The organism is Bacillus lumedeiriae (assembly GCF_044891285.1).
Taxonomy (GTDB): Bacteria; Bacillota; Bacilli; order Bacillales; family Domibacillaceae; genus Pseudobacillus; species Pseudobacillus lumedeiriae.
In genome coordinates, this window is sequence record NZ_JAUIYO010000004.1 from 128822 (window position 1) to 152345 (window position 23524).

Here is a 23524-nt window from a genome sequence, read left to right on the forward strand (position 1 = left end):
CATACAATTTATTTGTATCTTGATTCAAATTTATTGAGAGGAGTGAAAAATATGCCTTATGTAACTGTAAAAATGATCGAAGGCCGCACGGAAGAACAAAAAAAGGCCCTCGTTGAAAAAGTAACAGCAGCCGTTACGGAAACAACTGGTGCTCCTGTCGACAAAATCGTTGTCTTCATTGAAGAAATGTCAAAGAACCATTATGCCGTTGGCGGTAAACGATTTAGTGATGAAGACTAATCACTTTTATTAGTCGTACATAATGAAGCCCGCCTCTGAGCGGGCTTTATTTTATGTACGAGCACTCTCCGCTTTTAATTGTTCAATATAGGTATAGGCTTCTTTAATTTCTTCTTCTGTGTAACGCTGTTTTCTTTTTAAGGTAAAGATTTTTTCCGCAACTTCTCCGCGTGTCAGCGTATCAAAGTAAAGCACAGTGGATACGAGTTCAAGGAAGCGGGCGCTTTGGTCATTCATTTCTGTCACGATTTCCTTTAAATAAGGCATGTCCACTTCCGCATGCCGGAGAAAGGTTTCCCCTTCTTCTGTCAGCGTATAACGGTACTGATAATAGCCGCCTTTTTTCTCACGGACTTCATGAAGAAATTCCATATTGCACAGCTCTTCCACACGCAGTGTCAGCTCTTCCGAATAGGGGCCATAAAAGTGAAATTCAAACTTCTCCTGAAAAGGAAAAGCGATTTTTTTAGCAATATAAATCATTTTTTGCAATTTCTTTCTTCCGGTAATTTCTCCACAGGCCGCAAAAACGCCCATCAGTTTCGCATGTTCTTTCAACAACTTTACTCACCCCCACGATATCCGATTAATGAATGAAAACACGCCCGATAACGAAGGTTTTTCAGACGTCAAATTTCTAAAATGGATCGGATTTGCCGTTTAATGCTGCGCTTCGATGATTCATCCTCTAGTAAATCCACCGGAAAGTACAGCTTATGATCTGTTCTTCGTTTACCTGAAATCGCGTCAACGATATCTGATTCACGTGACAACTCACGCAGTTCTTCTGTTTTCATTAATAAGTAAATTGGCAGCCTTTCTTCTTCCTCCCCAGGACGGTAAAAGTCATAAGGAAGATCCGAGGAAGAATCGAATACAAGGTAATATTCCGGATCAATGCCTGCTTTTTTGAACAATGCTTCCAGTTCGCTATGTTTGCGGTATTCTTTCGCGGGATCGAATTCTACATACTTAAACAAATTCCGGTTGACGAACCGGCGGCATAAATCACTTAAAATCGGATCTTTCTCTTCCTGCCAAACTTGAAAATAATAAAACATCACGGCTTCATCGAGCTTTAAATAGTCTTCAAGAATATACTGTTCCTTAAAGATAGAATAGAAATGTCTTGGCGCATGTGTAAATGTATAGCCTTGCCGATCGAGCTCTTTCGCACGATGCAGCGTTTTCGACAGCAGCACTTCGGCACTGCGCGTCACCGGATGGAAATACACTTGCCAGTACATTTGATAGCGGCTCATAATGTAATCTTCTACAGCATGCATCCCACTTTGTTTAAATACAACTTGATCCTCACGCGGCCGCATGACTCGCAGCAGTCTTTCCATGTCAAAGTGACCATAGCTGACTCCAGTAAAATAGGCATCTCGCTGTAAATAATCCATACGGTCAGCATCGATCTGACTTGATATAAGACTGACGACAAGCTTATTTTCATGTGTTTTGCCAATCACTTCCGCTACTTGTTTCGGAAAACCTTCGGATACTCTTGATAAAACAGCATTGACTTCGGTTTCACCGAGAATGATCTTTTTTGTAAATTCCTCATGGTCAAGATGAAAGACTTTTTCAAATGAATGCGAAAATGGTCCATGTCCGACATCATGCAGCAGAGCGGCGCACAAAGACAACAAGCGATCTTCCGTGTTCCATTCCTGGCGCCCAGCGAACACATCATCCACAATGCGCCGAACGATTTCATATACGCCGAGCGAATGATTAAAACGGCTATGTTCCGCTCCATGAAAAGTCAAGTATGTCGTTCCAAGCTGACGAATTCGACGCAGACGCTGAAACTCCTTCGTACCGATTAAATCCCAAATAACTAAATCCCGAACGTGGACATAACGGTGAACAGGGTCTTTAAATACTTTCTCTTCTTCTAGCTTGCTCTTTGAATATTCCATTTTATCCCCCCATTCGTGCTCATTCCTATCTCTATTATAACGGAAAAATTATGAAGTTAGGAGGAAGAAACAGCTGGTCCCTTGCATATAGTGAAATAAAGAGGGATCTCTATATTCTCTTTGTCGAATAAGACAAAAACATAAAAGCCTGCCGATTCCCCGTAATTAAAAGGCAGACGCATCAAACAGCCGCTGCCCGTCATATCTTCCGTTTGATCTATAGCCTCAAGAAACTGAGTACGATATGGGATGCAGATATGATCACTTATCTAACGATTCACAGCTTTCAAAGTGATCATGACTGAAACAAAAAATCACCTCATCCAACAAACGACAGGTGATTGATCTTTATCTCTTTAGCTTTTTCTTTACTTTTTCCATTAACTCTTCTTCTGTTAAGGCAGCAACCGGCCGATTATTGACAAAGGTAAAGGTCTTTTTACGACCAGGTCCACAGTAAGACTGGCAGGCTACGTCAATTTTCGCTTCTGGATCGACGCTCTTCAGCCTTGGCACAAGAGTTTTCAAGTTAACTGCCTGGCAGTCCTCACAAACTCGAAATTCGTTTGCCATCTATATACAATCCTTTCTTGAATAAGGTTAAGCTAAACGGTATTTTACATCGAAAAATGCTTGTTGGCAAGTACCCGGATCAATGCTAAAACGATAGTGCGCCGGCTAAACAGGGAAACTAGCAGAAAAAAATTATTTTTTCATATTGGTATAAATCTAACGTATTTGGATCATCCTGTCAGTAATCAAACTTTTAATAAAATAAGGAGTTGACTGTAATGAAAAATAGACAAGATGCATGGTCGGAGGAAAATGACCTTTTGCTCGCTGAAACGGTCTTGCGTCATGTTCGTGAAGGCAGTACACAGCTGAATGCGTTTGAGGAAGTAGGAGATCAATTAAACCGCACATCTGCTGCCTGCGGTTTCCGTTGGAATGCAGTAGTCCGCCATCAATATGAAAAAGCGCTCGCCCTTGCGAAAAAACAACGAAAACAGCGCAATCGTCTGCTCGGCAAGGAACAAGGAGGCAAGAAAAAGCTATTGTATCAACCGCCTGTTCCTTCCCTTGAAGAAGTAGAAGCCATGTCTTTACCGCTCTCTAACGACATAGAAATCGCTACAGAACCATTGTCTTATTCCTCATCACCTATCAGCACTGGAGACCTGTCGATGGAAAAAGTCATTGCTTTCTTACAAACTGTCTCCGGCACGACCTACCAGTCTGATCGGCTAAAACAAGAGAATGCGAGATTAAAACAAGAAGTGGAAGAGTTAACGAAAGAGAAAGCGAAACTGGAAGAAACGATTCGTGAACTTGAGGAAAACTCTGTCACCATGCAGGAAGACTATGAAACACTAATGAAAATCATGAACCGCGCCCGCAAGCTCGTTCTTTTTGATGAAGAAGAGCCGAATTCCACCGCTTTCAAAATGGATCGTAACGGAAACTTAGAAAAAATGGCTGAATAAATGTACAAGGAGCTGATCCAAAAGGTCGTTAAAAACGACTCTTTAGGGTCAGCTTTTTTCTTTAGGCTTTTCCGCCAAAGTTCAAACGATTATTTTTCACTGAGTTGGTTGGAGTGGAAGGCGTGAAGACTCCTGCGGGGAAAGCGAAGTGCCTGGAACGGAAGGCAGCGGACAAGTGTAAAAAACCGTACAAAAAAGAGAGGTGCACCTAAAAGTTATACTTTTGGTACAACTCCCTTATTTTTATTTCTAACTGCTTTTGGATTTGTGAACCACATGTACCATCCAATATGTGATGTTAATTTTCCAATGCTTTTTCATTGCGTTCCGTCACACGCTGCAAATAACTCTGATAACTCTCAAGCTCCTGTCCTTCGAATGAGCTTGAGTATAAGCGGCCGGCATACTGATTAAGGGAAGTTAAAAAGCGCATCATCACATCTTGAATAGTAAGCTCGCATCCTAAAAGCTCAGACAAAGAAGCCATTACTTCCGGCTGAATATCTGGATAGTCCCACCTCGTGGCTTCTGATTTTTTGGCAGTCTCGTAAAAACGGCGAATCAGTGCGGCTCTCTCGGATCCGCTGCCGTTTACGCATAAGTAAATTTGTACGGCTACCCCGCGGCGGATACGGCGCTGAGAAATGCCGGCAAACTTCTTCCCGCCTATACTTAAATCATAGCTTCCCGGACAATAAGAACCGATAATTTCATAAGCATCAATTCCCACGGAGAAGTCAGCAAACATTTGTCTGATCAGCATAAGCATCGCTTCATAGCCCCTGTCAATATCAATGCCTCTTTCCGTGTCAGGCAAAATCAGTGACAAATTCAATACGCCGTCATCCAGCACGACAGCAAGCCCTCCAGAGTTACGAACAATGACACGAAAGCCCGCTTCACGCAAGACATCAATCCCCTCATTCAAATAGGGCAGCCTCGTATCTTGAATACCAAGTACAACGGTATCATGATGCACCCATGCGCGGGCGGTCGGCGGACTAAAACCGGCGCCGACAGACGTACACAATGTATCATCTGCCGCAAATGACTGAAGTGCACTGAACATGGGTCCAAGGCTGGATTGATCGATCAGGCGCCATTCCTGCTGACTAAGTAATTCGTATGTTTCGTTCATAAAGTATCTCCTTCTCAATCATTCAAACGACAGCTGCCGCTGCCCGGTACGCTTTAAGCATTATTTAAGCGACTGGGCAGCCGTAATAAGAGCAAGCTTGTACACATCCTCTTCGCTGCAGCCGCGGGACAAATCATTCACTGGTGCATTTAGCCCTTGCAAAATTGGACCAACCGCTTCGAAGCCGCCAAGCCGCTGAGCAATTTTATAACCAATATTCCCTGCTTCTAGACTTGGAAAGATGAACACATTGGCATCTCCTTGAATGACAGACTCCGGTGCTTTCTTCTTCGCTACTTCTGGAACAAAAGCAGCATCAAATTGAAATTCCCCATCAATAATTAATTCAGGCGCCCGTTCTTTCGCCACTCGAACAGCTTCTGCCGCCTTTTCCGTTTCTGCAGATGCCGCTGATCCTTTCGTCGAAAAGCTAAGCATGGCTACTCGTGGGACGATATCAAACATTTCTGCTGTTTTGGCGCTTTCAAGGGCGATTTCGGCTAAGTCACTGCTGTCAGGAGCAATATTGATCGCACAATCAGCAAACACATATTTCTCTTCTCCACGGACCATAATGAATACACCAGACGTCTTTTTCACGCCTTGCTTCGTTTTAATAATCTGCAAAGCTGGGCGAACGGTATCCGCTGTCGAATGAGCAGCTCCGCTGACGAGCCCGTCGGCATATCCTTTATAAACGAGCATCGTGCCGAAATAATTTTCATCCATTAAAATTTGGCGAGCTTCTTCCTCTGTTACTTTGCCGCTGCGGCGCTCAACAAATGACTGAATGAGTTCATCAATTCGGCTGTCGCTTTTCGGATCGACAATTTCCAAGCCGGCCGTATCCACATCCAGCTCTGAAGCTTTTTGTTGTATGTCTGTTTCATTTCCGATTAACACGGGTATCAGCAAGTTTTCTTTCGCAAGCCGGCCGGCAGCTGATAGCACACGCTCATCAAGCCCTTCCGGAAAAACAACTTTTAATTCTTTCCCAGAAACTTTGTTCGTTAAAACAGTAAACAAATCGCTCATTCTTTCTTCCCCCTTGCATATTGATATGTTCAGCATACATGATTTTAAGAATGAAAAACACGTTTTATCATGATTTTTCCAACAAGCATGTTCACACCGCTGTCAAAGCCCTTTTGTGAATTGTCTGTCAATGTATGTTATAGTAACTATTGAAAACATTTACATACTAGGAGAGTGAATAACATGAGTGAAGCAGCAAAAACAATCGATGGCTGGTATTGTCTTCATGATTTTCGCCTGATCGACTGGACGACTTGGAAGATGCTTTCAAGTGATGAGCGTCAAACAGCCATTCATGAATTCGAAAAATTTCTTGATAAATTGAATGTAGCTCACGAAGCAAATGAAGGCAGTCATGCATTCTATAGCGTTGTCGGTCAAAAAGCCGACTTTATGTTGATGATTCTTCGTCCAACGATGGAAGAATTAAATGTTATTGAAACGGAATTCAATAAGCTGAAAATTGCGGAGTATACGATTCCAGGTTATTCTTACGTATCTGTTGTTGAGCTGAGCAACTACTTGGCTGGCGACGAAGATCCGTACCAAAATCCACAAATACGTGCCCGCCTGTACCCTGAACTTCCAAGAGCGAAACATATTTGCTTCTATCCAATGGACAAGCGCCGTCAAGGCGAAGACAACTGGTACATGCTTCCGATGGAAGAACGCGGAAAACTTATGCGCAGCCACGGCATGATCGGCCGTCAATATGCCGGAAAAGTTAAACAAATCATTACCGGCTCTGTTGGCTTTGACGATTATGAATGGGGTGTTACATTGTTTGCTGACGATGTCCTTCAGTTCAAAAAACTCATTTATGAAATGCGTTTTGATGAAGTCAGCGCCCGCTACGGCGAATTCGGCACATTCTTCGTCGGTAACCTGCTTGACCACTCTAAACTAGAGCAGATGCTTCACATTAATTAATAAAGGCAGGCAGCGAAGAAAGCGCGTTTTGCTGACAGCCTGGAGCCCTTTTTGATTTTTATAAGCAGACAAAACTACATTCAGATTGATTGAAAATGTTTGTCTTTCAAGACGCGAAGCCTTTTCTGATTTTTGCAGAAAAGGCTTTTTCTTTTGTCATGAATCGTAAATTTGTACATACATATTAACTGACAAGCGATTTGAAAAACTTATTCGTTCAAGGAGGGTTCTCGTGAATCAATCAACTGCTAATCCTTACATGTATAGTATGCCGGCTTATTATTACCAGCCAAGACCGATGTACAGTTCCTCCCCCATTCCAATGATGCCTCCCGCAGGCACAGGCGGTACGACTATGATGCCCCCTGCAGGCATGGGCGGTGCAACTACTCCAAGCGGTGGAATAGACGTGCCTGGCATGCTTCCTTCAGAACAGTCATATATAGAAAATATTCTGCGTCTTAATCGCGGAAAATTAGTTTCTGTTTATGCCACATTTGAAAATAACCGCGAATGGAACGCCAAGATTTTCAAAGGAATCATTGAGGCTGCTGGACGCGATCATTTAATCTTAAGTGAACCTCAAACTGGAAAGCGCATTTTGCTGCCAATGGTCTATGTGGACTATGTAACATTCGATGAGCCGATTGAGTATCAATATCCATTTAGCGGAGGCAGCGGCCCAGGTACATCACTAGCTACTTACCCGCCTCGATAAATTTGAAAAATAGAAAGGCTAATACGTTGAAAAAGGCTGACTCAAAATCAAAGAGTCAGCCTTTTTTATTAGAGTTTCATCGCAGCTAAAACGAGCAGTACCCAGCCTGCTAAAAAAGCAACACCGCCGATCGGTGTAATCGCTCCGAGCACTTTTACTCCTGATAACGTGAGTGCATACAAACTGCCTGAGAAAATAATAGTTCCAACCAGCATCATCCAGCCTGACCAATTCAGCAGTGAACTTACTTGAACCTGCCCTATGAGAATACCTACTAAAATCATGCCAGCCGCATGAAACATTTGATAATGTACACCTGTTTTCCAAATGTCCAAATACCTCGGTTCCACTTTTCCTTCTAATCCATGAGCACCGAACGCACCGAGTGCTACAGATAAAAATGCGTTAATTGCTCCTAAAATAATAAATAGCTTCATTTCCTTCTCCTTAAAAGTCAAATATAGAGTCGCCATTTGCACCATCGTCCGCTTGCAGCTTTTCCGCTCGATTGAACTGCGGAGCCGACTGGCGCAGCGGCATCGATGCAGCCGGGACCGTTTCTTCCCCTGCTGCATTCACTTCATCAAGCAGCATCTCGCACAGCGTCCGAATCGTATAGACATGCTTCTTCATCGTACTGCTTTTTTCGGCCGATCTTGCCTGCCTTATTTCTTCCTCTATTTTATTCAATACAGACAAATGGGAAATGTTCATGTACACATACCTCCTGCTACTGTTTGCCGGGCTTAGTTGAAAATTTGTAGCAAGGCGAGCCAGAAGCCTGCAGCACAATGACCGACGGCAGCTGTTTTGATTTAAAACCATATGCCCGGCAGCCGCGTGGACTTTTCTGATCCCATGTGACAAAAAAATGTTTACAACGGAAACAGTTTGTCTTTTCCATTCATCTGCCCACCTTCCTCACACCTTCCATTTTAGCAAACTTCATCTAATAGAACTAAGAATTCTTTTTGAAAATCACGAAAGCCGTCTACGTTTGACAATGTTCCACGTGAAACGCCGAAACTTGCCGAAATTCGGTATATAAAACTTTTATTTGTCTATAATCTCCCACACAATCGGCTGTTCGCCAAATCGCTTTAGGCATTCATTCGCTTTGGAGAATGGCTGGCTGCCAAAGAATCCTCTCGAAGCCGATAACGGGCTTGGATGCGGCGACTGGATAATGCAATGCTTCTTTTCATCAATAAGTGCGAGCTTTTTTTGCGCAGGCTTTCCCCAAAGAATAAATACAACGGGTTTTTCCCGCCTATTGATTAGAGAAATGATATGATCTGTCAGCTTCTCCCATCCTTTTCCTTGATGTGAATGCGCTTCTCCCTTCCTCACCGTCAGCACTGTGTTTAACAAAAGCACCCCCTGCTCTGCCCACGGAACCAAATAGCCATTATTAGGGGCCGGACAACCGAGATCACTGTGCAGTTCTTTAAAAATATTTCGCAGCGATGGCGGCAGCGGGACATCCGGTTGAACGGAAAAACTTAATCCATGCGCCTGTCCTGGTCCATGATACGGGTCCTGGCCAAGAATAACCACTTTCACATCTTTATAAGCCGTGTAGCGAAGGGCATTGTAAATGTCATTCATATCGGGATAAATGGTTTTCGTTGCGTATTCTTCCTTCAAAAACTCACGTAGCTCTTTATAATACGGCTTCTCGAATTCTGGTTCCAGCAGCTCCGCCCAATCGTTTTGAACTATGTTCTTTACCAAAAAAATCACCCTTTCTCATTCACCGTTACAAAGGCGATTGTGAACGCCTAAAGACAGCCCAGGCTAAAAACGCTCATTTCCCACCTCTTTGATCATTCCTTTTTAGCCTGAAAGATCTACAGCTCCTTTATACCCCATCTAATGAAAAATCTATTCAAGCTGCGGGCTGCCCCGCTCTTTCCATCTTCATTCATTACTCCTATCTTAACAGCCGCACACTTGAAAAGGCTTGTATAAAGTGTTTTAATTTTTATAATATGCTACACAATTAAAGGAGGATTTTTTCCGACATGGACATGAAAAAAGTATTAACCATTGCAGGATCAGATACAAGCGGCGGTGCCGGCATTCAAGCGGATTTAAAAACATTCCAGGAGCACGGCGTTTATGGAATGACCGCTTTAACAACAATTGTTACAATGGATCCCGATAATCACTGGAGCCACGGAGTACACCCTCTATCCATTGATACATTGGAGGCCCAATTAAAAACCGCAATGTCTGTCGGCATTGACGCTGTAAAAACAGGAATGCTTGCAACAGCTGAAATTATTGAAATAGCAGCCAAACACATCAAATCAAATGGATTAGATAAAGTTGTCATCGATCCAGTAATGGTGTGTAAAGGGGAAGACGAAGTGTTAAATCCTGAAGCACCGGTCGCTATGCGTGAATTCCTGCTTCCGATCGCAACGGTAGTCACTCCAAACTTATTTGAAGCAGGACAGCTTTCTGGTCTTGGACCTATCCGCACAATAGATCAAATGAAAGAAGCAGCCAAAAAAATTCATGATCTAGGTGCTAAAAATGTTGTCGTCAAAGGCGGCAAACAGCTTGAGCATGAAAAGGCCGTCGACGTGTTTTATGACGGAAGTGAATTCACTGTACTTGAAGCAGAAAAAGTAAAAACGACTTACAACCACGGAGCGGGCTGTACGTTCGCTGCTGCCATTACAGCAAATCTAGCAAAAGGACAAGATGTTAAAACAGCTGTGTCTCATGCGAAAGAATTTGTCAACGCAGCGATTCGCCATGGCTTTAAGTTGAATGCCTACGTTGGACCGGTCATGCACGGGGCGTTTAATCAATTCAAAAACTAACATAACGAGGCTGACTCAAAGTGTCAGCCTCTTTTAGACTCATTTTTCTTTTTCGCAATCCCTGCTCATTTCTTGTAAAATATTTAATATCAGTATGGAGGTGGAGAAACGTGGAACCGATTATCGTGGAAAAAGTCCAAGAATCCATTAATCACTTTGCTAATAAAGAAGTATACATTCACATGGAAACAACGAATGGAGCATATGCTTCCCACTTTAACGAAAAGTTTTTTTCAGCAGGTGCCTACATTCGCAATGCGAAACTTTCCTATGAGCATGGAAAAATAGTTGGAGAAGGTCCGTACCGTGTCGGCTTGAAGCTCGGCATTGGCTGGGTATATGCTGAAGGTTTGACACACTTTGGTTTTGATGAAAAAGGCCGACTGCTTCTAGCGGGCCACGATTTTGAAGGAAAGCTCGCAGTGGCTTTACAAATAGGCGAAGAGCCGTTTAAGTAACCAGCTAAAGGAGGCCTTGCATATGTTAACGGAAATTGAAAAAGAGCAGCACGTACTCGTTATTTTTCCGCATCCAGATGATGAAGCATTCGGTGTATCCGGTACCATTGCCATTCACACGCAAAGAGGAACGCCGGTTACATACGCTTGTCTGACACTGGGAGAAATGGGACGGAACTTGGGTAATCCGCCATTTACTAACCGAGAGTCACTTCCAGATGTCCGCAAAGCGGAATTGAAGAAAGCGTCAGAAGCCATTGGCATTAAAGACTTGCGCATGATGGGTTTGCGTGATAAAACACTCGAATTCGAAGATGACGGCAAAATGGCTGATCTCGTATCCGATCTGCTCGATGAATTAAAGCCGTCTCTCGTTATCAGCTTTTACCCAGGGTTCTCTGTCCATCCCGACCACGAAGCAACTGCCCGTGCGGTTGTCCGGGCCATCCGCCGTCTTCCAGAAGAAAAACGTCCGAAACTGCATCTCGTTGCCTTTGCTTCCAATACGGACTCCGATCTTGGACAACCGGATCTCACCTATGACATTTCAAGCGTTTTTGAACAAAAAATGGCCGCTCTGCGCGCGCACATTTCCCAAACTGCCTGGATGCTGAAAGAAATGAAAAACCTCCTCGATCAGAATGATGAAGCGACCGTTCAGCGCATTAAATTCGAGCGGTTCTGGCTATACCGCTGGGACAACGACAAAGTAAGCGAAATATAAAAACCAAAGCGCCAGCCTAGTAAAGGGCTGGCGCTTTGGGGTTAAATCAATAAGTTAAATAAAAACGGATCGTTGTTAATTTCAATGTATGGGAAGCCCTTTTGCTGCATGCGCTGAATAAGCGGCAAATAGTCTGCTTTTGATTTTAATTCAATGCCAACGAGAACTGGACCTTCATCACGGTTCGTGCGTTTTGTGTATTCAAAACGGGTAATGTCGTCCTGCTTTCCAAGGACTTCATGCATAAACTCTCGCAAGGCGCCGGCACGTTGTGGAAAGTTAACGATGAAATAGTGCTTCAACCCTTCATAAATGAGCGATCGTTCTTTAATTTCCTGCATGCGGTCGATGTCGTTGTTGCCGCCGCTGATCACGCAGACTACGTTTTTCCCTTTAATTTCATCTTTGCAAAAATCCAGGGCTGCAATGGATAAAGCACCAGCTGGTTCCGCTATGATTGCATTCTCATTGTACAATTTTAAAATCGTCGTACATACCTTTCCTTCTGGCACGATCACGATACCATCAAGCACTTCCTTACACACTTCCATCGTAAGGTTCCCTACTTGCTTAACCGCAGCGCCATCAACAAAAGAATCGATCGATTCTAAAGCTGTTACTTTGTCGTTCGCCAATGACGTTTTCATGCCGGGAGCGCCTTCCGGTTCAACGCCAATTATGCGCGTGTGCGGGCTGATGCTTTTCATATAAGAACCGACACCTGCTGCGAGCCCGCCGCCGCCGATGGAACAAAAGACATAATCAATCGGCTGTGGTGTTTCATTCATAATTTCTACCCCGACTGTTCCTTGCCCAGCGATAGTAGGATAGGCATCGAATGGATGAACGAATACCATTCCTTCTTTCGTACAATAATCCATTGCAGCTTCATACGAGTCATCAAATGTATCCCCCGTTAAGATGACTTCTACCATTTCTCCCCCAAACAGTTCTACTTGAGAAATTTTTTGCCGCGGTGTCGTAGACGGCATGAAGATGATCCCTTTTATGCCTAGCTGCTTACAAGAAAAAGCGACTCCCTGTGCGTGGTTGCCGGCGCTTGCACAGACAACTCCTTTTTTCCGCTCTTCATCTGGCAAGTTGTAGATGAAATTGTACGCACCGCGCAGTTTAAATGAACGAACCACTTGCAAGTCTTCTCGTTTTAAGAAAATATTGCACCCATAACGAGCAGAAAGCAGTTCATTTTTTTGAAGCGGTGTTTTGATCGCGACATCTTTTAACGTTTGGCTTGCCATAACAATATCTTCTACTTTTACTTTCGTTAAAGCTTTACTCAAAATGTTCCCCTTCTTTAATTGAATTTTGAAAATTATTTTAACATACCAAATCATCGCTGAATAGCAGTGCTTGGCATCTATTTAAACTTTTCCTCCCATCATTTTAACATAGTTTCTCCTCGTAGATGAGTGATTTTTATACATCGTCTTCCGTCTTTCTTCTCAAACACGGGTCATCCCTTTTCCATATTTAGATGAAAGCTGATCAAAAACCCCAGTATGCACTGATCGTTCCGCTCATTTCCCATCGATATTTTTGCATATTTAAAAATACTCGTTTTTAAATATGCAACTTCCTTTTATTATTATTTTAATCTTATTAACTTTTAGATAGTTCTCTTTTAATTACTTGATTTTTATGATATATTCTTAAAAAAGATTCGAATTTTTTATATATTTGAATAATAATGAAAGGGGTTGCATTTTTAATTGGTTATGTATTAAATTTAGTGTATGTGAATAAATATTCGTTTTTTATACAGAAAGGAAACGTGTTGAATGGAAACTTCTTCTGCTACTAAAAGCTCTTTGCCGAATATTTTACGTTTTGTGATTCCATCCCTAATAGGGGTTTTCTTCTTTATGACACCGATACCGATCAATGGAGAGCTGACGATTCCTATTGCTATTCTATCTAACTCTTTACAGTCAGCGATCGGGGCTGCCATTCCAACCATTATGACTTATTTAGTGATATTAGCAGCTGCAGGTACGCTTTTTGTAAAAGCGTTTCGGCCAGCATTTGTTCGTCATTCTCCATTTTTAGCCTCATTGTTCGATGTGGCTCCGATATGGGCGTCTGTACGCGTGATTGGTGCTGTCTTTGCTGTCATGACTCTTTACAAACTTGGGCCTGACTGGGTGCATTCAGAAAACACCGGCGGCCTGCTGTTATATTCATTGCTCCCTATTTTGTTTTCTACTTTTTTATTTGCCGGCCTGCTATTGCCGCTGCTATTAAACTTTGGATTATTAGAGTTTTTTGGCTATTCTTTAACAAAGATTATGCGTCCGCTATTTAAATTGCCGGGCCGTTCGTCCGTTGACTGTCTTGCTTCCTGGCTTGGAGATGGAACAATCGGTGTATTGCTGACGAGCAAGCAATATGAGGAAGGATTTTACACAAAAAAAGAAGCGGCTATTATCGGTACGACGTTTTCTGTCGTCTCGGTCACGTTTTGTTTAGTCGTCATTAACCAAGTGGGACTAGCCCGTTATTTCCTTCCCTTCTACGGAACAGTTATTTTAGCTGGTATTGTATGTGCTTTAATTTTGCCGCGCATCCCGCCTCTTTCTAAAAAGGCAGATACATTCATCGGCGGTGAACCAAGAAAAAGCGATGATGAAAGTATTCCCGAAGGTTATACACCATTGAGCTATGGACTGAAACGGGCGGTAATTCAAGCCGAACAAAACAAACCTTCCGCTATCATAAAAGACGGCATGCAAAATGTGATCGACATGTGGCTTGGAGTTGCTCCGGTCGTTATGGCTATTGGTACAGTTGCTTTAATCATTGCGGAAACAACCCCATTCTTTCAGTGGCTTGGCATGCCGTTCATCCCATTGTTAGAATTGCTGCAAATCCCGTTTGCCAAAGAAGCATCTGAAACGATTGCTGTCGGATTTGCCGATATGTTCTTACCGTCTATTATCGGTACAGGCATCGAAAGCGAGTTAACACGTTTTGTCATTGCCAGCCTTTCCGTTTCACAGTTAATTTACATGTCAGAAGTCGGCGGTCTTCTGCTTGGAACGAAAATTCCAGTAACGATAAAAGACCTGATTCTTATTTTCTTATTAAGAACGCTCATCTCTCTGCCGATTATTGCAGGAATGGCCCATTTATTATTTTAATGAAACATTTTACCAGAGCTGTCCAAGCGAAGTACAGATCCCTTGACGGGAGAACCTACTTTGCTGGAACAGCTCTTTCTTTTGTTGGTATGAATCATTTCTTTATTCCGGCAATTATTTGTATAATGTGAGTAGCAGCTTCAATGGACGGAAGGAAGTGTTGAATGGATTGACGAATAAAACATGGTTTCAAATGGGTGCGGCCATTGTGCTCATCCTGATTATTATCTTACTCTTTAGAGAAATAAATGACATTTTTCTACCGCTCGTCATCGTGGCAAAGACGGTCTTTCTGCCGCTCCTGCTTGCCGGCGTACTATTTTATGTCACCCGTCCTCTTGTCAAATGGCTTGAAGGAAAAAAACTGCCAAGATGGGCATCTATTTTAAGTGTATTTGTCTTGCTTATCGTGGTTTTTTGGGTTTTATACGCCATGATCGGACCGATCGTGAACGAGCAGGGATCCAGGCTCGCGAAAAACACACCACAAATGATTCAGGCCGCTCAGGATGGAATCAATTACTTAATGAATCAGAAAGAACGGCTTCCTGCATTCGCGATTCAGTCCTTAGAGGATGCAGAAGGAAATATAGAGAGCTGGGCAATGTCTTTCGGCTCATGGCTGATTAACTTTGTTCAGGGGCTGCTGCAAGCTATATTCTTAACGGTACTCGTTCCATTTTTCTTGTTTTACATGCTGAAGGATAGAGAAAAGTTTGCTCCTTTTCTCGCTAATTTCTTTTCAGGACACCGCAGACAATGGGTTCTCCGGACATTAAAAGACCTGGATGAAACGCTGCAAGCCTATATTCAAGGACAGCTTCTCGTCAGCTTTCTCGTCGGTGCAATGCTGTTCATCGGCTATTTAATTATCGACTTAGATTATTCATTAATTCTAGCGCTTATCGGCATGGCCACGAATATCATTCCGTTTCTAGGCCCTTATCTGGCAGTGATTCCAGCCCTATTTGTTGCCTGGATTCAAGACCCGCAAATGGCCGTCTGGGTTGCACTTATTATGCTCATTGCCCAGCAGATTGAATCAAACTTAATCTCGCCAAACGTTATGGGAAAAGCACTTGATATTCACCCGCTGACGGTCATTACATTGATTCTGGCAGCAGGTAACATCGCTGGCATCTGGGGTATTATTTTAGCCATCCCAACGTACGGCATTATCAAAACGATTGCTGTGAATTTATACGCAGAACGCCGTGAAATCAAAGAAGCGGTCACAAAAGACGTTTAAAAACTGCAGGAGAGGGAGAGTTGGTGCCCGGGGGTCAAATCTTCTATATTCATAAGCAGAATGAATTGTCTGGTAGTAGTATGCGGTAACTTCATCATACAAAATGTGAATAATTCATTACTTTTTAATAAAGTGCCGACGATTATTTTTCACTGAGTTGATTGTAGTGGAAGGCGCGAAGACTCCTGCGGAGAAGACGAACAGGTGAGACCCCGCAGGAGCTTTAGCGGTGAAAAGGCTCACCGTTTGCCCCGCGGAAAGCGAAGCGCCTGAAACGGCAATTAACGGATAAGTGCAAAGAACTATACAAAAAGCGGATGCTCCTAAGAGTGATAATGTTGAGACGCTCTCTTCACTGTTCATCTTGCTCTTCTTTTTCCCCGCATTCGAAGCAAAAAATCTTTCCACCTTCTTTTATTCCATTGAAAAATCCATCTAAACAATATAGTCCTTTTCCGCACCGATCACACACACCGACCCGTTCTTGCACACAATCACCTCCTGCTTGTCATATTAACCGTCTATTCTCATTTTCCTGCTGCCATCAAATTATAAATGAACATAAACAAAAGTCTTTGCATAGCCTTGTTGTAAATAAAAGAAACTATATAATACAAAAAGGCTATGTTAGTCATTATTGTTGATTGGGACGAAAAATCAACCGGCCTATTGAACAAAGCTGACAAAAAAGAAATCAACGAAAAAGGAGACTGCACCTTGTGAGAAAGCTATACAAACTGATACCGGCTTTTCTGCTCATTTTTAGTCTCATTTATATAAGTGCCGATTCCCTGTGGAATGCAAAAACAGCTCATTCTAAGAAAACGGTTCTCCCGTCTAATGTCACTGTTTTTGTGCATGGATATAAAGGATCAGCTGCTTCTTTTCAATCCATGCTGGAACGTTTTGAGAACACTCACCACTTTGGAAAAAAAGGACTGATCTGCCGCGTAACAGCCGATGGCCGGGTTCTCTTTGACGAAACAGCTGACTTTACAGCGGGGGGACGTCTGTTTGTTCAAGTCATTTTTGAAAACAATCGGGCCAATTTTGAAGATACATCATACTGGCTCTCCAAGGCGTTATATGCTCTGCATAAAACATACAAATTGGAAGAAGTGAATCTAGTCGGACATTCGATGGGCGGCATCATGTCTGTTAAATTTCTTGAGGAATATACAAGAAAACCCGGCTATCCGTTCATCAATAAATTAGTCGTCATCGGCAGTCCTTTTTCTGGATTAAAAGATAAAAGTTACTTAAAAAGAAACGTCGGGGCAGCTGCCACTGATTTAATGCCACATTCAGCAGCACTGCAAAAGCTTTTCAAACAAAAGCATTTGTTTCCATCAGATGTACAAGTGCTGGCGATTGCCGGTGCCGGTGATCAGCTTGTTTCCATCGACAGCGCCCTCAGTCTGGAGAAAATCGTTCCACCTCGCCAATTCCAAAAAGCAATTGTTTCAGATCAGAGCATCACCCATAGCGGTCTGCATGAAAGTGAAGAAGTGGATCAGCTCATCGGCCGTTTTTTATGGCCTAATTAAACAAAAATGGCAAGTAACAGAAATATACTCTGTTACTTGCCATTGATAGGAATGTTCTTTTCTGTATCAATGAACTCTTTATTGATACCCCTTATAATATAAATTCCATTCCTTCACGTGCCGCTTTGAAACCTCGCTCGACTAGCTTTTTATATTCAGGGCTTTCTGAATTTATTATTGGATTTGTATGATTAAAGTGCAAAAAATATACTTCACATTTCTTCTGATCCACCACTTCCTGCAATAAATCCATCGTTTCTTCTATGTATGGATGCGGAATTTCTTTGTAGTTTCTTCCCAATCGTTTTAATTCATCCGCTGAATAAAAAGTAGCATCCAGTAAACAGTAGTCAACTGTTGAAGCCATTTCGGCGATGCTGTGTTCCCAGTCTTCCCATCGATCAATATCCGGAATATATAGAATTTTTTTGTTAGGGCCGCTAATGATAAACCCGAATGTCTCTGATAATTCATTTCTATGAGGCACACTGATAGGCATGATCTCAAAATCAACATTTAATGTTGGGTTTTGATTTGGCACTAATGGGTGTATCTCAATATTATTCAGTTCAATTAATTGATTCCACGGCGCATTTTCTTTTAACATGTGGTGCATCTTTTCACCAGTAAAAACTGGAAGAGATTGAGCGGATATCGCTTCTTTGCCTAGAAAAATTAAACCCGGATAGTGGCCAATATGCGCATGGGTTAAAAAGATGCCGCTTAACTCCTGTGGTTCATGATGTTCAGCATTGATCATATTCAACTGATCTTTAAAGTCTGGTGTCGCGTCAATTAAATACCACTTCTTCAGTTGAGGTAAAAGAATGCCAAGCGATGCAGCCAATCTTTTTTTGAGCGGGTTCTTTAAGGCATCCTTACAGTTAGGACAGAAACAGTTAGGCTGCGGAACTCCCCCGTCCTGCGCTGTCCCCAATACTTTAATAACCGTTTCTAATTTTACCACTTGCTTTCAGCTCCCTAATTGGTCAATTCGATGTTCAAATTCCTTTGTAGTAGATTCATATTTTTTTACGCCATAGTCTTTTTTCGCCATTGAAATCCCTGTATACCCGTATAGGACATTAATGATTAACACAAGGTAAGCAAAGAAAATATAAGGGATAAAAGCAAATGGGCTAACCCCTAGTACATCCGCAGCAAATATAGCAGGAACGCTCCATGGAACAAGATTAATACCTACTGTTCCCGCCGCTTCAACACTTCTCGATAAATTTTTTGTATCCAGTCCGCGCTCTTTATACGCATTTAAAAAGGCGCGCGCTGGCAGGATGATTGCTAGAAATTGCGCCCCGCTCGCAAAGCCAATTACGAGTGAAGAAACAAGCGTGGATAAAATAAGAGATCCTGTGCTGCGAGCTTTCGTCAGTATCGTATTGATGATCCGTTTAAAAATACCCGTTCCTTCTAAAATCCCGCCGAGTGCAGTCGCGATAATAATCAGACCAATGGTGTTGAGCATGGATGCAATGCCGCCTCTGCTGAGCAGTGAATCGATCGTTGCATTACCTGTATCAGCCTTGTATCCGCTAGTCATAGCATTGACCACTTCAGATAAACTATTTCCTTGAACAGTCAAAGCAATGACACCGCCCAGCAAACTAACAATGACAAGTGAAGGGACAGCAGGATAACGCTTTAACATTAAAAAGATCGTAAAGACAGGCATAAACAGCAGAAGAGGATGAATGACAAATGTATCTTGTAAACCGGTCATGATCGTTTGAATGCCTTCTGCTCCTGTCAAATCTCTCGAATGGCCAAACCCAATAAAAAAGAAAATAACTAGTGTAATAAAAAAGGCGGGAATGGTATCCCAAAGCATATGACGGACATGCGAAAATAAGTCTGATTCGACCATGGCAGGCGCCACATTCGTCGTATCTGACAGCGGGGAAAGTTTGTCCCCGAAATAAGCACCTGAGATGATTCCGCCGGCAATGACAGCAGGAGAAAACCCCATACTTTGGCCAATTGCCATAAATGCTAGGCCAATGGTGGCGATTGACGTAAAAGAACTGCCCAATGTAATAGCGACAATGCCTGTCGTAAGCACAACGGTAGGCAAAAAGATTCTTGGATCAATGATACCTAGTCCATAATAGATTAAAGTTGGAATAACGCCACTTATAATCCAAGTCCCGACAATAGTCCCTATAATAAACAAAATAAATACTGCCGGCAATGCCTTCGAAACACCTTCCGTCATGAAACCTTCTAATTCTCTCCACCTAAACCCAATAACTAATCCAACAATAGCTGTCGCTGCAATTCCCGCGAACAGCGGTATGAGCATACCTGCTTTCCAGAAAAAAATAGAAGACGCTGCAGCAGCCACTAAAACAAGTAATGGAACGACAGCTAATAACATATTAAGTTTTTTTGACATCAACGTTCTCCCCCTGCACCTTTTGCAAGCGGTATACGTAAATCATAGGAAAAAACCGCTCCTAATAATAATTCTTTTTTCTCCAAAACATTTTCCTCCTACTTCTTGTAAATCGTTATTCATACTATACCAATTATAACTCTATTCTGAATATAAAATTTAGTAGATTTATTCATTATTTATCGTACCTAACTGTAAGTTATTATTTTTCTAGAATAAAAAACAGCCCCACGGATAACCAGAGGGGCTGGTTTGGTGACATTTTTCAAAGTCTCGCGATTATTTCATTACACAAGCGATTTATTGTCTGAAGGTCTGCCGCTTGCGGATAGCACGCTGCCATTTCCTCTTTGCAGCGTTTGCTTTCAGCTAAGTACGCAGTTCCCCTGCTCATGAATGCCTTATAACGGCCGGCAATCTCCTGAATTTCAGCCGCGTATTTTTCATCGGTGCCAGCTTTAATAATTTCCTGATACAAATCAATAATGCTATCGGTTGCTTTCTCTGGAAAATATTCATGGGGGGCAGTACTATCAAAAATAGCAAAGCCAAGCTCACGGATAATGACCATATCCACACTAGCCGGATCAAAACCGCAATGATAAATTTCTATGTCGTAGCCTTTCTCTTCCGCGGCAGAAGCAATCTTTTTAAGTACGGTCGATTTCCCTGTTCCTGCACGGCCTTTAATAAAATATCTTTTAGCGAGACCGTCTGTTAAATTCCCTACAAAATCTACGGCTCCTTTCGGCGTAGCCGCTCCTAGAAACCGGTGTTTCACCGTTGCTTTTTTACCCACAGCTGCTGAAGGAATTAATTGAGCAATGATTTCATTACTCAGCTCATTTGCTCTGCTCTTATCGAGCTGTTTAATATAAATGGCCTCCCATTCATCATGGACAACTAGCGCTTGCTGAAAACACGTGTAGGCATTTTGCCGAGCCTCTTCCGCCTGCTCTGCTAATTGGAGAACTTTTTGCCGCTTATCTGCTGGAATATCTGCTCTGCCTGGAATTTTCACATATTGTACGTGCGGACCTGAAACAGCTGGTGCTGCCTGCTTCATTAAAATGGCCGCTGATTTTTCTATAGCAATGATCCCCTCTACTTGATCAGGATCACCCGGACAATGCAGCAGCTCCATATCCATCCCTTTTGCCAGCATCAGATCTATGAGCTGCTGGAAACACGCTTTCTTCTCCGCTGGTGTCCCCCCGTCTACAAGAAAGACCTGCTGTATCCCTTGAAGATTCGTATCAAGCAGACTGTATAATCCTTTTGCAGTATTCCCTCTTGTAAAATAGCGAATCACATTTCCACTCATTTTCACACCTCTTCGCATCTCGTTTTAAAAGTGGGCCTCTTATCACTATATGCAAACTGGCATGATCTATGTGACTTTTTGCAGCGGGACAGGAAGTTCAAACACGACCTTCATCAAGCTGGTAATCCGTTGCGTTTTTTTACTTGTTATTCACTTTCCTAGTGCGTTCTGCGATATTTCAAACCGATTGTTCGTGCTTTCGAAGCATCTATCCTTTGATGATTTCATGTTCGGTTACTGCATGTGTAATTGTAATCAAATCGGCTGTTTTTAATTCGATTTGCCGGCCGATTTTTCCCGCACTGACAATCAGCGTTTCCTGGGAAATGGTTCGAGGATCAAGGAATGTTGGATACTCTTTTTTCATACCGATCGGCGAACAGCCGCCTCTTATGTAGCCTGTATACTTTTGAATATCTTTTACAGGAAGCATATCTAGCTTCTTTTGCCCTGCTGCTTTGGCTGCCTTCTTTAAATCAAGTTCTGCTGCTACAGGAATAACAAACACATAAATTTGTTTGTCCGCACTCATCGTTACGAGTGTTTTAAACACACTATCTTCATTTTTTCCGATTTTCTCTGCCACAGATACACCATCTATTTTGCCGTCGGCTGGATCATAAGCGTACATGTCGTACAGCAATCCCGCTGCATCGAGCATACGCACCGCATTCGTTTTACCTTTCATCTATTTCATCTCCCTTTTGTTTTTTACGATTATAGTATCACTCTATCAGCGCTGTACTCCTATTCTCATTCGTCTTTAAATCATGATAAGGCTATGTTCATGACTATTGTTGATTGGAGCGGAAGGAACAATAGCGGCGTGGAGGCTCTCGGATCACCCCTAGAAAGCGATCACCTCCAACGAAAATCAATATTAACATATCCAAATAATCACAAAAAGCCGAGACTGCCCCAAATTAAAGTGTCAGACTCACATCAACAATATACTTTATATTTAGAAGGATAAACATCCACTGCATATAATATATTGAAGGTGAGGTCAGAACCTTATGGGACGCCCCGGCTTGTCTTATTTCATTAATCGTTCATTGAGCTTAACGTTCTTTTCTGATAATAAAACTGATCCTTCCTCTTTCGGCTTAATGTCAGCTGGATTCAACCCATGGCCAAGTGTGCCGTAAGTTTCTCCTGCCGAAGGATCAACAAGTTCTGTTTGAGTCTCACCGCTGTATAAACGTGGTGTTTTATAAAGGGCAGCAAGCGCTTGAGTCATTGGCATCTCATGGTATCGTTCCGGCCATTGCTTTTTGATCTCAGCTTTCACGAGCGGATAATACTTAGAACTCATTCCCGGGAATAAGTGATGCTCGGTATGATATGAGAAATTAAAGTGAAGCACGTCCACCCATTTAGGTACCGTTACCGTCAGGCTGTTAGCAAGCGGATCATTGACAGGCACAAGTGGATTTAACCGATGGTTCGTGGCAATATAAGCCATGACAATAAAGTTCCCAATTAACAGCGGAATCAAAAACGCAAATGTCCATTTCAAAGGTCCAATCAAAACGAGCAGACTGATCCATACCGTCCACGGAAAAAGTAATTGGAACCAGACAGACGGGCGCTTTTCTTGCTGAAATTCTTTTATAAAACGTTTAAACATACGCGAAGAATGAATTGTAAAGGTAATCGCTAAAAAAGCCATCTCTAAACATCCACGTACAGAAAATGGAAGCTGATAAAAAGGCTTAAACACTTTAGCCTTTGAAAACCGCTCAACCGTCGGCCAGGCATCTGGATCATTCTCCTCATCCTGTGTATGACGATGATGCGTCACATTGTGCCACTTAATCCACAGCTTTGGACCGACACTTAAAGGGAAAAAAGCGATTCCTCCCGTTAATTCGCGAAGCCATGCTTTCCTTACGACTGTTCCATGCAGAATTTCATGGCCAAGAAAGCCCATCGCTGCAAAAGATGTGCCTAATACGATAGCAATGATAGAGTTTATCCATATATTAAAATCGGTTAAACTAATGGTTAATATCCCAGATACGACAACAATCAGATAGGCCAAACCTCCCCACAATCGTTCTGGAGCTGGTTGAAATGCCTTTTTAGGAAGATGCGGCGCTACACGAGCGGCATACCAAGCAAATGACTGGAGCTCTTTCAATATACCTTCCCTCTTTTCTAAATGTTAAATAATCATCTGTCATTAGCTGACTTAAATTCTGCTTTCAACAGGCCTAATCGTAACACTTTATTTTCACAGTTGTCAATCAATTTATGACTTGGTACTAAAATTAGATGGTAATCCCTGGTACTATATTTGACGCATCACTGATTGTACAGAAAGCAGACCGTTGTTTTAGAATGA

The 23524-nt window shown here is 42.5% G+C and carries 26 protein-coding genes; 10 read left to right on the forward strand and 16 right to left on the reverse strand.

The window, feature by feature from the left end; all coding sequences use genetic code 11:
- Positions 1-51 precede the first annotated feature (51 nt).
- Positions 52-240, forward strand: coding sequence for a 2-hydroxymuconate tautomerase (locus QYG89_RS08220; protein ID WP_404316451.1), 189 nt, complete (start codon positions 52-54; stop codon positions 238-240).
- Positions 241-291: 51 nt separating this feature from the next.
- On the opposite strand, the gene QYG89_RS08225 is transcribed toward QYG89_RS08220, so the two are convergent.
- The 3 genes from QYG89_RS08225 to QYG89_RS08235 all read right to left on the reverse strand — a co-directional run bounded on the left by QYG89_RS08225 (position 292) and on the right by QYG89_RS08235 (position 2741).
- A complete protein-coding gene (locus QYG89_RS08225; RefSeq protein ID WP_404316453.1) occupies positions 292-801 on the reverse strand; it encodes a YwgA family protein in 510 nt (169 codons plus the stop codon).
- Between the two features lie 68 nt (positions 802-869).
- Positions 870-2168, reverse strand: a complete 1299-nt coding sequence (locus tag QYG89_RS08230; RefSeq protein ID WP_404316455.1) for an HD domain-containing protein — start codon at positions 2166-2168, stop codon at positions 870-872.
- A 348-nt stretch (positions 2169-2516) separates the two neighbouring features.
- The gene (locus QYG89_RS08235; protein ID WP_404316457.1) at positions 2517-2741 is read right to left on the reverse strand and encodes a DUF1450 domain-containing protein; all 225 of its coding nucleotides are present in this window, start codon (positions 2739-2741) and stop codon (positions 2517-2519) included.
- Positions 2742-2959: 218 nt separating this feature from the next.
- Between QYG89_RS08235 and QYG89_RS08240 the strand changes: the two genes are divergently transcribed.
- Positions 2960-3652, forward strand: coding sequence for an RsfA family transcriptional regulator (locus QYG89_RS08240; RefSeq protein ID WP_404316459.1), 693 nt, complete (start codon positions 2960-2962; stop codon positions 3650-3652).
- Positions 3653-3950: 298 nt separating this feature from the next.
- Here QYG89_RS08240 and QYG89_RS08245 read toward each other — a convergent pair whose 3' ends face one another.
- Positions 3951-4790, reverse strand: a complete 840-nt coding sequence (locus QYG89_RS08245) for a lipoate--protein ligase family protein (RefSeq protein WP_404316462.1) — start codon at positions 4788-4790, stop codon at positions 3951-3953.
- Between the two features lie 60 nt (positions 4791-4850).
- A complete protein-coding gene (gene pta / locus QYG89_RS08250; protein WP_404316464.1) occupies positions 4851-5825 on the reverse strand; it encodes a phosphate acetyltransferase in 975 nt (324 codons plus the stop codon).
- A gap of 183 nt (positions 5826-6008) precedes the next feature.
- Between pta and hemQ the strand changes: the two genes are divergently transcribed.
- Together hemQ and gerQ are read left to right on the forward strand one after the other, a co-directional pair.
- Positions 6009-6755, forward strand: coding sequence for a hydrogen peroxide-dependent heme synthase (gene hemQ / locus QYG89_RS08255; protein ID WP_404316466.1), 747 nt, complete (start codon positions 6009-6011; stop codon positions 6753-6755).
- Between the two features lie 259 nt (positions 6756-7014).
- The gene (gene gerQ / locus QYG89_RS08260; RefSeq protein WP_404316592.1) at positions 7015-7473 is read left to right on the forward strand and encodes a spore coat protein GerQ; all 459 of its coding nucleotides are present in this window, start codon (positions 7015-7017) and stop codon (positions 7471-7473) included.
- A gap of 68 nt (positions 7474-7541) precedes the next feature.
- Here the strand turns inward: gerQ and QYG89_RS08265 are convergent, their stop codons facing one another.
- From QYG89_RS08265 to QYG89_RS08280, 4 genes are all read right to left on the reverse strand, one after another.
- Complete coding sequence (locus tag QYG89_RS08265) at positions 7542-7910, reverse strand: DUF423 domain-containing protein (protein WP_404316468.1); 369 nt, start codon at positions 7908-7910, stop codon at positions 7542-7544.
- A gap of 10 nt (positions 7911-7920) precedes the next feature.
- Positions 7921-8187 carry a YwdI family protein gene (locus QYG89_RS08270; RefSeq protein WP_404316470.1) on the reverse strand — a complete coding sequence of 89 codons (267 nt, stop codon included), beginning with the start codon at positions 8185-8187 and terminating at the stop codon, positions 7921-7923.
- A 16-nt stretch (positions 8188-8203) separates the two neighbouring features.
- Positions 8204-8377 carry a uracil-DNA glycosylase gene (locus tag QYG89_RS08275; protein ID WP_404316472.1) on the reverse strand — a complete coding sequence of 58 codons (174 nt, stop codon included), beginning with the start codon at positions 8375-8377 and terminating at the stop codon, positions 8204-8206.
- A gap of 149 nt (positions 8378-8526) precedes the next feature.
- Positions 8527-9207: a uracil-DNA glycosylase gene (locus QYG89_RS08280; protein ID WP_404316476.1), complete on the reverse strand. Its 681-nt coding sequence runs from the start codon at positions 9205-9207 to the stop codon at positions 8527-8529.
- A gap of 290 nt (positions 9208-9497) precedes the next feature.
- Here QYG89_RS08280 and pdxK point away from each other — a divergent pair, with 290 nt between their 5' ends.
- From pdxK to bshB2, 3 genes are all read left to right on the forward strand, one after another.
- Complete coding sequence (pdxK, locus tag QYG89_RS08285; protein WP_404316479.1) at positions 9498-10307, forward strand: pyridoxine/pyridoxal/pyridoxamine kinase; 810 nt, start codon at positions 9498-9500, stop codon at positions 10305-10307.
- Positions 10308-10417: 110 nt separating this feature from the next.
- Positions 10418-10765 (forward strand): YojF family protein, encoded by a 348-nt coding sequence (locus QYG89_RS08290; RefSeq protein WP_404316481.1) that lies wholly within the window; start codon positions 10418-10420, stop codon positions 10763-10765.
- 22 nt (positions 10766-10787) lie between these two features.
- A complete protein-coding gene (gene bshB2, locus QYG89_RS08295; RefSeq protein WP_404316484.1) occupies positions 10788-11489 on the forward strand; it encodes a bacillithiol biosynthesis deacetylase BshB2 in 702 nt (233 codons plus the stop codon).
- A 41-nt stretch (positions 11490-11530) separates the two neighbouring features.
- On the opposite strand, the gene ilvA is transcribed toward bshB2, so the two are convergent.
- Positions 11531-12844: a threonine ammonia-lyase IlvA gene (gene ilvA / locus QYG89_RS08300; protein WP_404316487.1), complete on the reverse strand. Its 1314-nt coding sequence runs from the start codon at positions 12842-12844 to the stop codon at positions 11531-11533.
- 444 nt (positions 12845-13288) lie between these two features.
- On the opposite strand from ilvA, the gene QYG89_RS08305 reads away from it, so the two are divergent.
- Both QYG89_RS08305 and QYG89_RS08310 read left to right on the forward strand, forming a co-directional pair.
- A complete protein-coding gene (locus QYG89_RS08305) occupies positions 13289-14647 on the forward strand; it encodes a YjiH family protein (RefSeq protein WP_404316489.1) in 1359 nt (452 codons plus the stop codon).
- A gap of 169 nt (positions 14648-14816) precedes the next feature.
- Positions 14817-15896, forward strand: coding sequence for an AI-2E family transporter (locus QYG89_RS08310; RefSeq protein WP_404316492.1), 1080 nt, complete (start codon positions 14817-14819; stop codon positions 15894-15896).
- Positions 15897-16248: 352 nt separating this feature from the next.
- Here QYG89_RS08310 and QYG89_RS08315 read toward each other — a convergent pair whose 3' ends face one another.
- Positions 16249-16386, reverse strand: coding sequence for a hypothetical protein (locus QYG89_RS08315; protein ID WP_404316495.1), 138 nt, complete (start codon positions 16384-16386; stop codon positions 16249-16251).
- A 229-nt stretch (positions 16387-16615) separates the two neighbouring features.
- Between QYG89_RS08315 and QYG89_RS08320 the strand changes: the two genes are divergently transcribed.
- Entirely contained in the window at positions 16616-17443 is an 828-nt protein-coding gene (locus QYG89_RS08320; protein WP_404316498.1) for an alpha/beta hydrolase, read from the forward strand.
- Between the two features lie 91 nt (positions 17444-17534).
- On the opposite strand, the gene QYG89_RS08325 is transcribed toward QYG89_RS08320, so the two are convergent.
- From QYG89_RS08325 to QYG89_RS08345, 5 genes are all read right to left on the reverse strand, one after another.
- Complete coding sequence (locus QYG89_RS08325; RefSeq protein WP_404316500.1) at positions 17535-18410, reverse strand: MBL fold metallo-hydrolase; 876 nt, start codon at positions 18408-18410, stop codon at positions 17535-17537.
- Positions 18411-18416: 6 nt separating this feature from the next.
- On the reverse strand, positions 18417-19853 hold the full coding sequence (nhaC, locus tag QYG89_RS08330) for a Na+/H+ antiporter NhaC (protein ID WP_404316502.1): 1437 nt from the start codon (positions 19851-19853) through the stop codon (positions 18417-18419).
- Between the two features lie 265 nt (positions 19854-20118).
- On the reverse strand, positions 20119-21177 hold the full coding sequence (locus QYG89_RS08335) for a hypothetical protein (RefSeq protein ID WP_404316505.1): 1059 nt from the start codon (positions 21175-21177) through the stop codon (positions 20119-20121).
- Between the two features lie 208 nt (positions 21178-21385).
- A complete protein-coding gene (gene ybaK / locus QYG89_RS08340; RefSeq protein ID WP_404316507.1) occupies positions 21386-21865 on the reverse strand; it encodes a Cys-tRNA(Pro) deacylase in 480 nt (159 codons plus the stop codon).
- Positions 21866-22213: 348 nt separating this feature from the next.
- Complete coding sequence (locus QYG89_RS08345) at positions 22214-23320, reverse strand: fatty acid desaturase family protein (protein WP_404316509.1); 1107 nt, start codon at positions 23318-23320, stop codon at positions 22214-22216.
- Positions 23321-23524 lie beyond the last annotated feature (204 nt).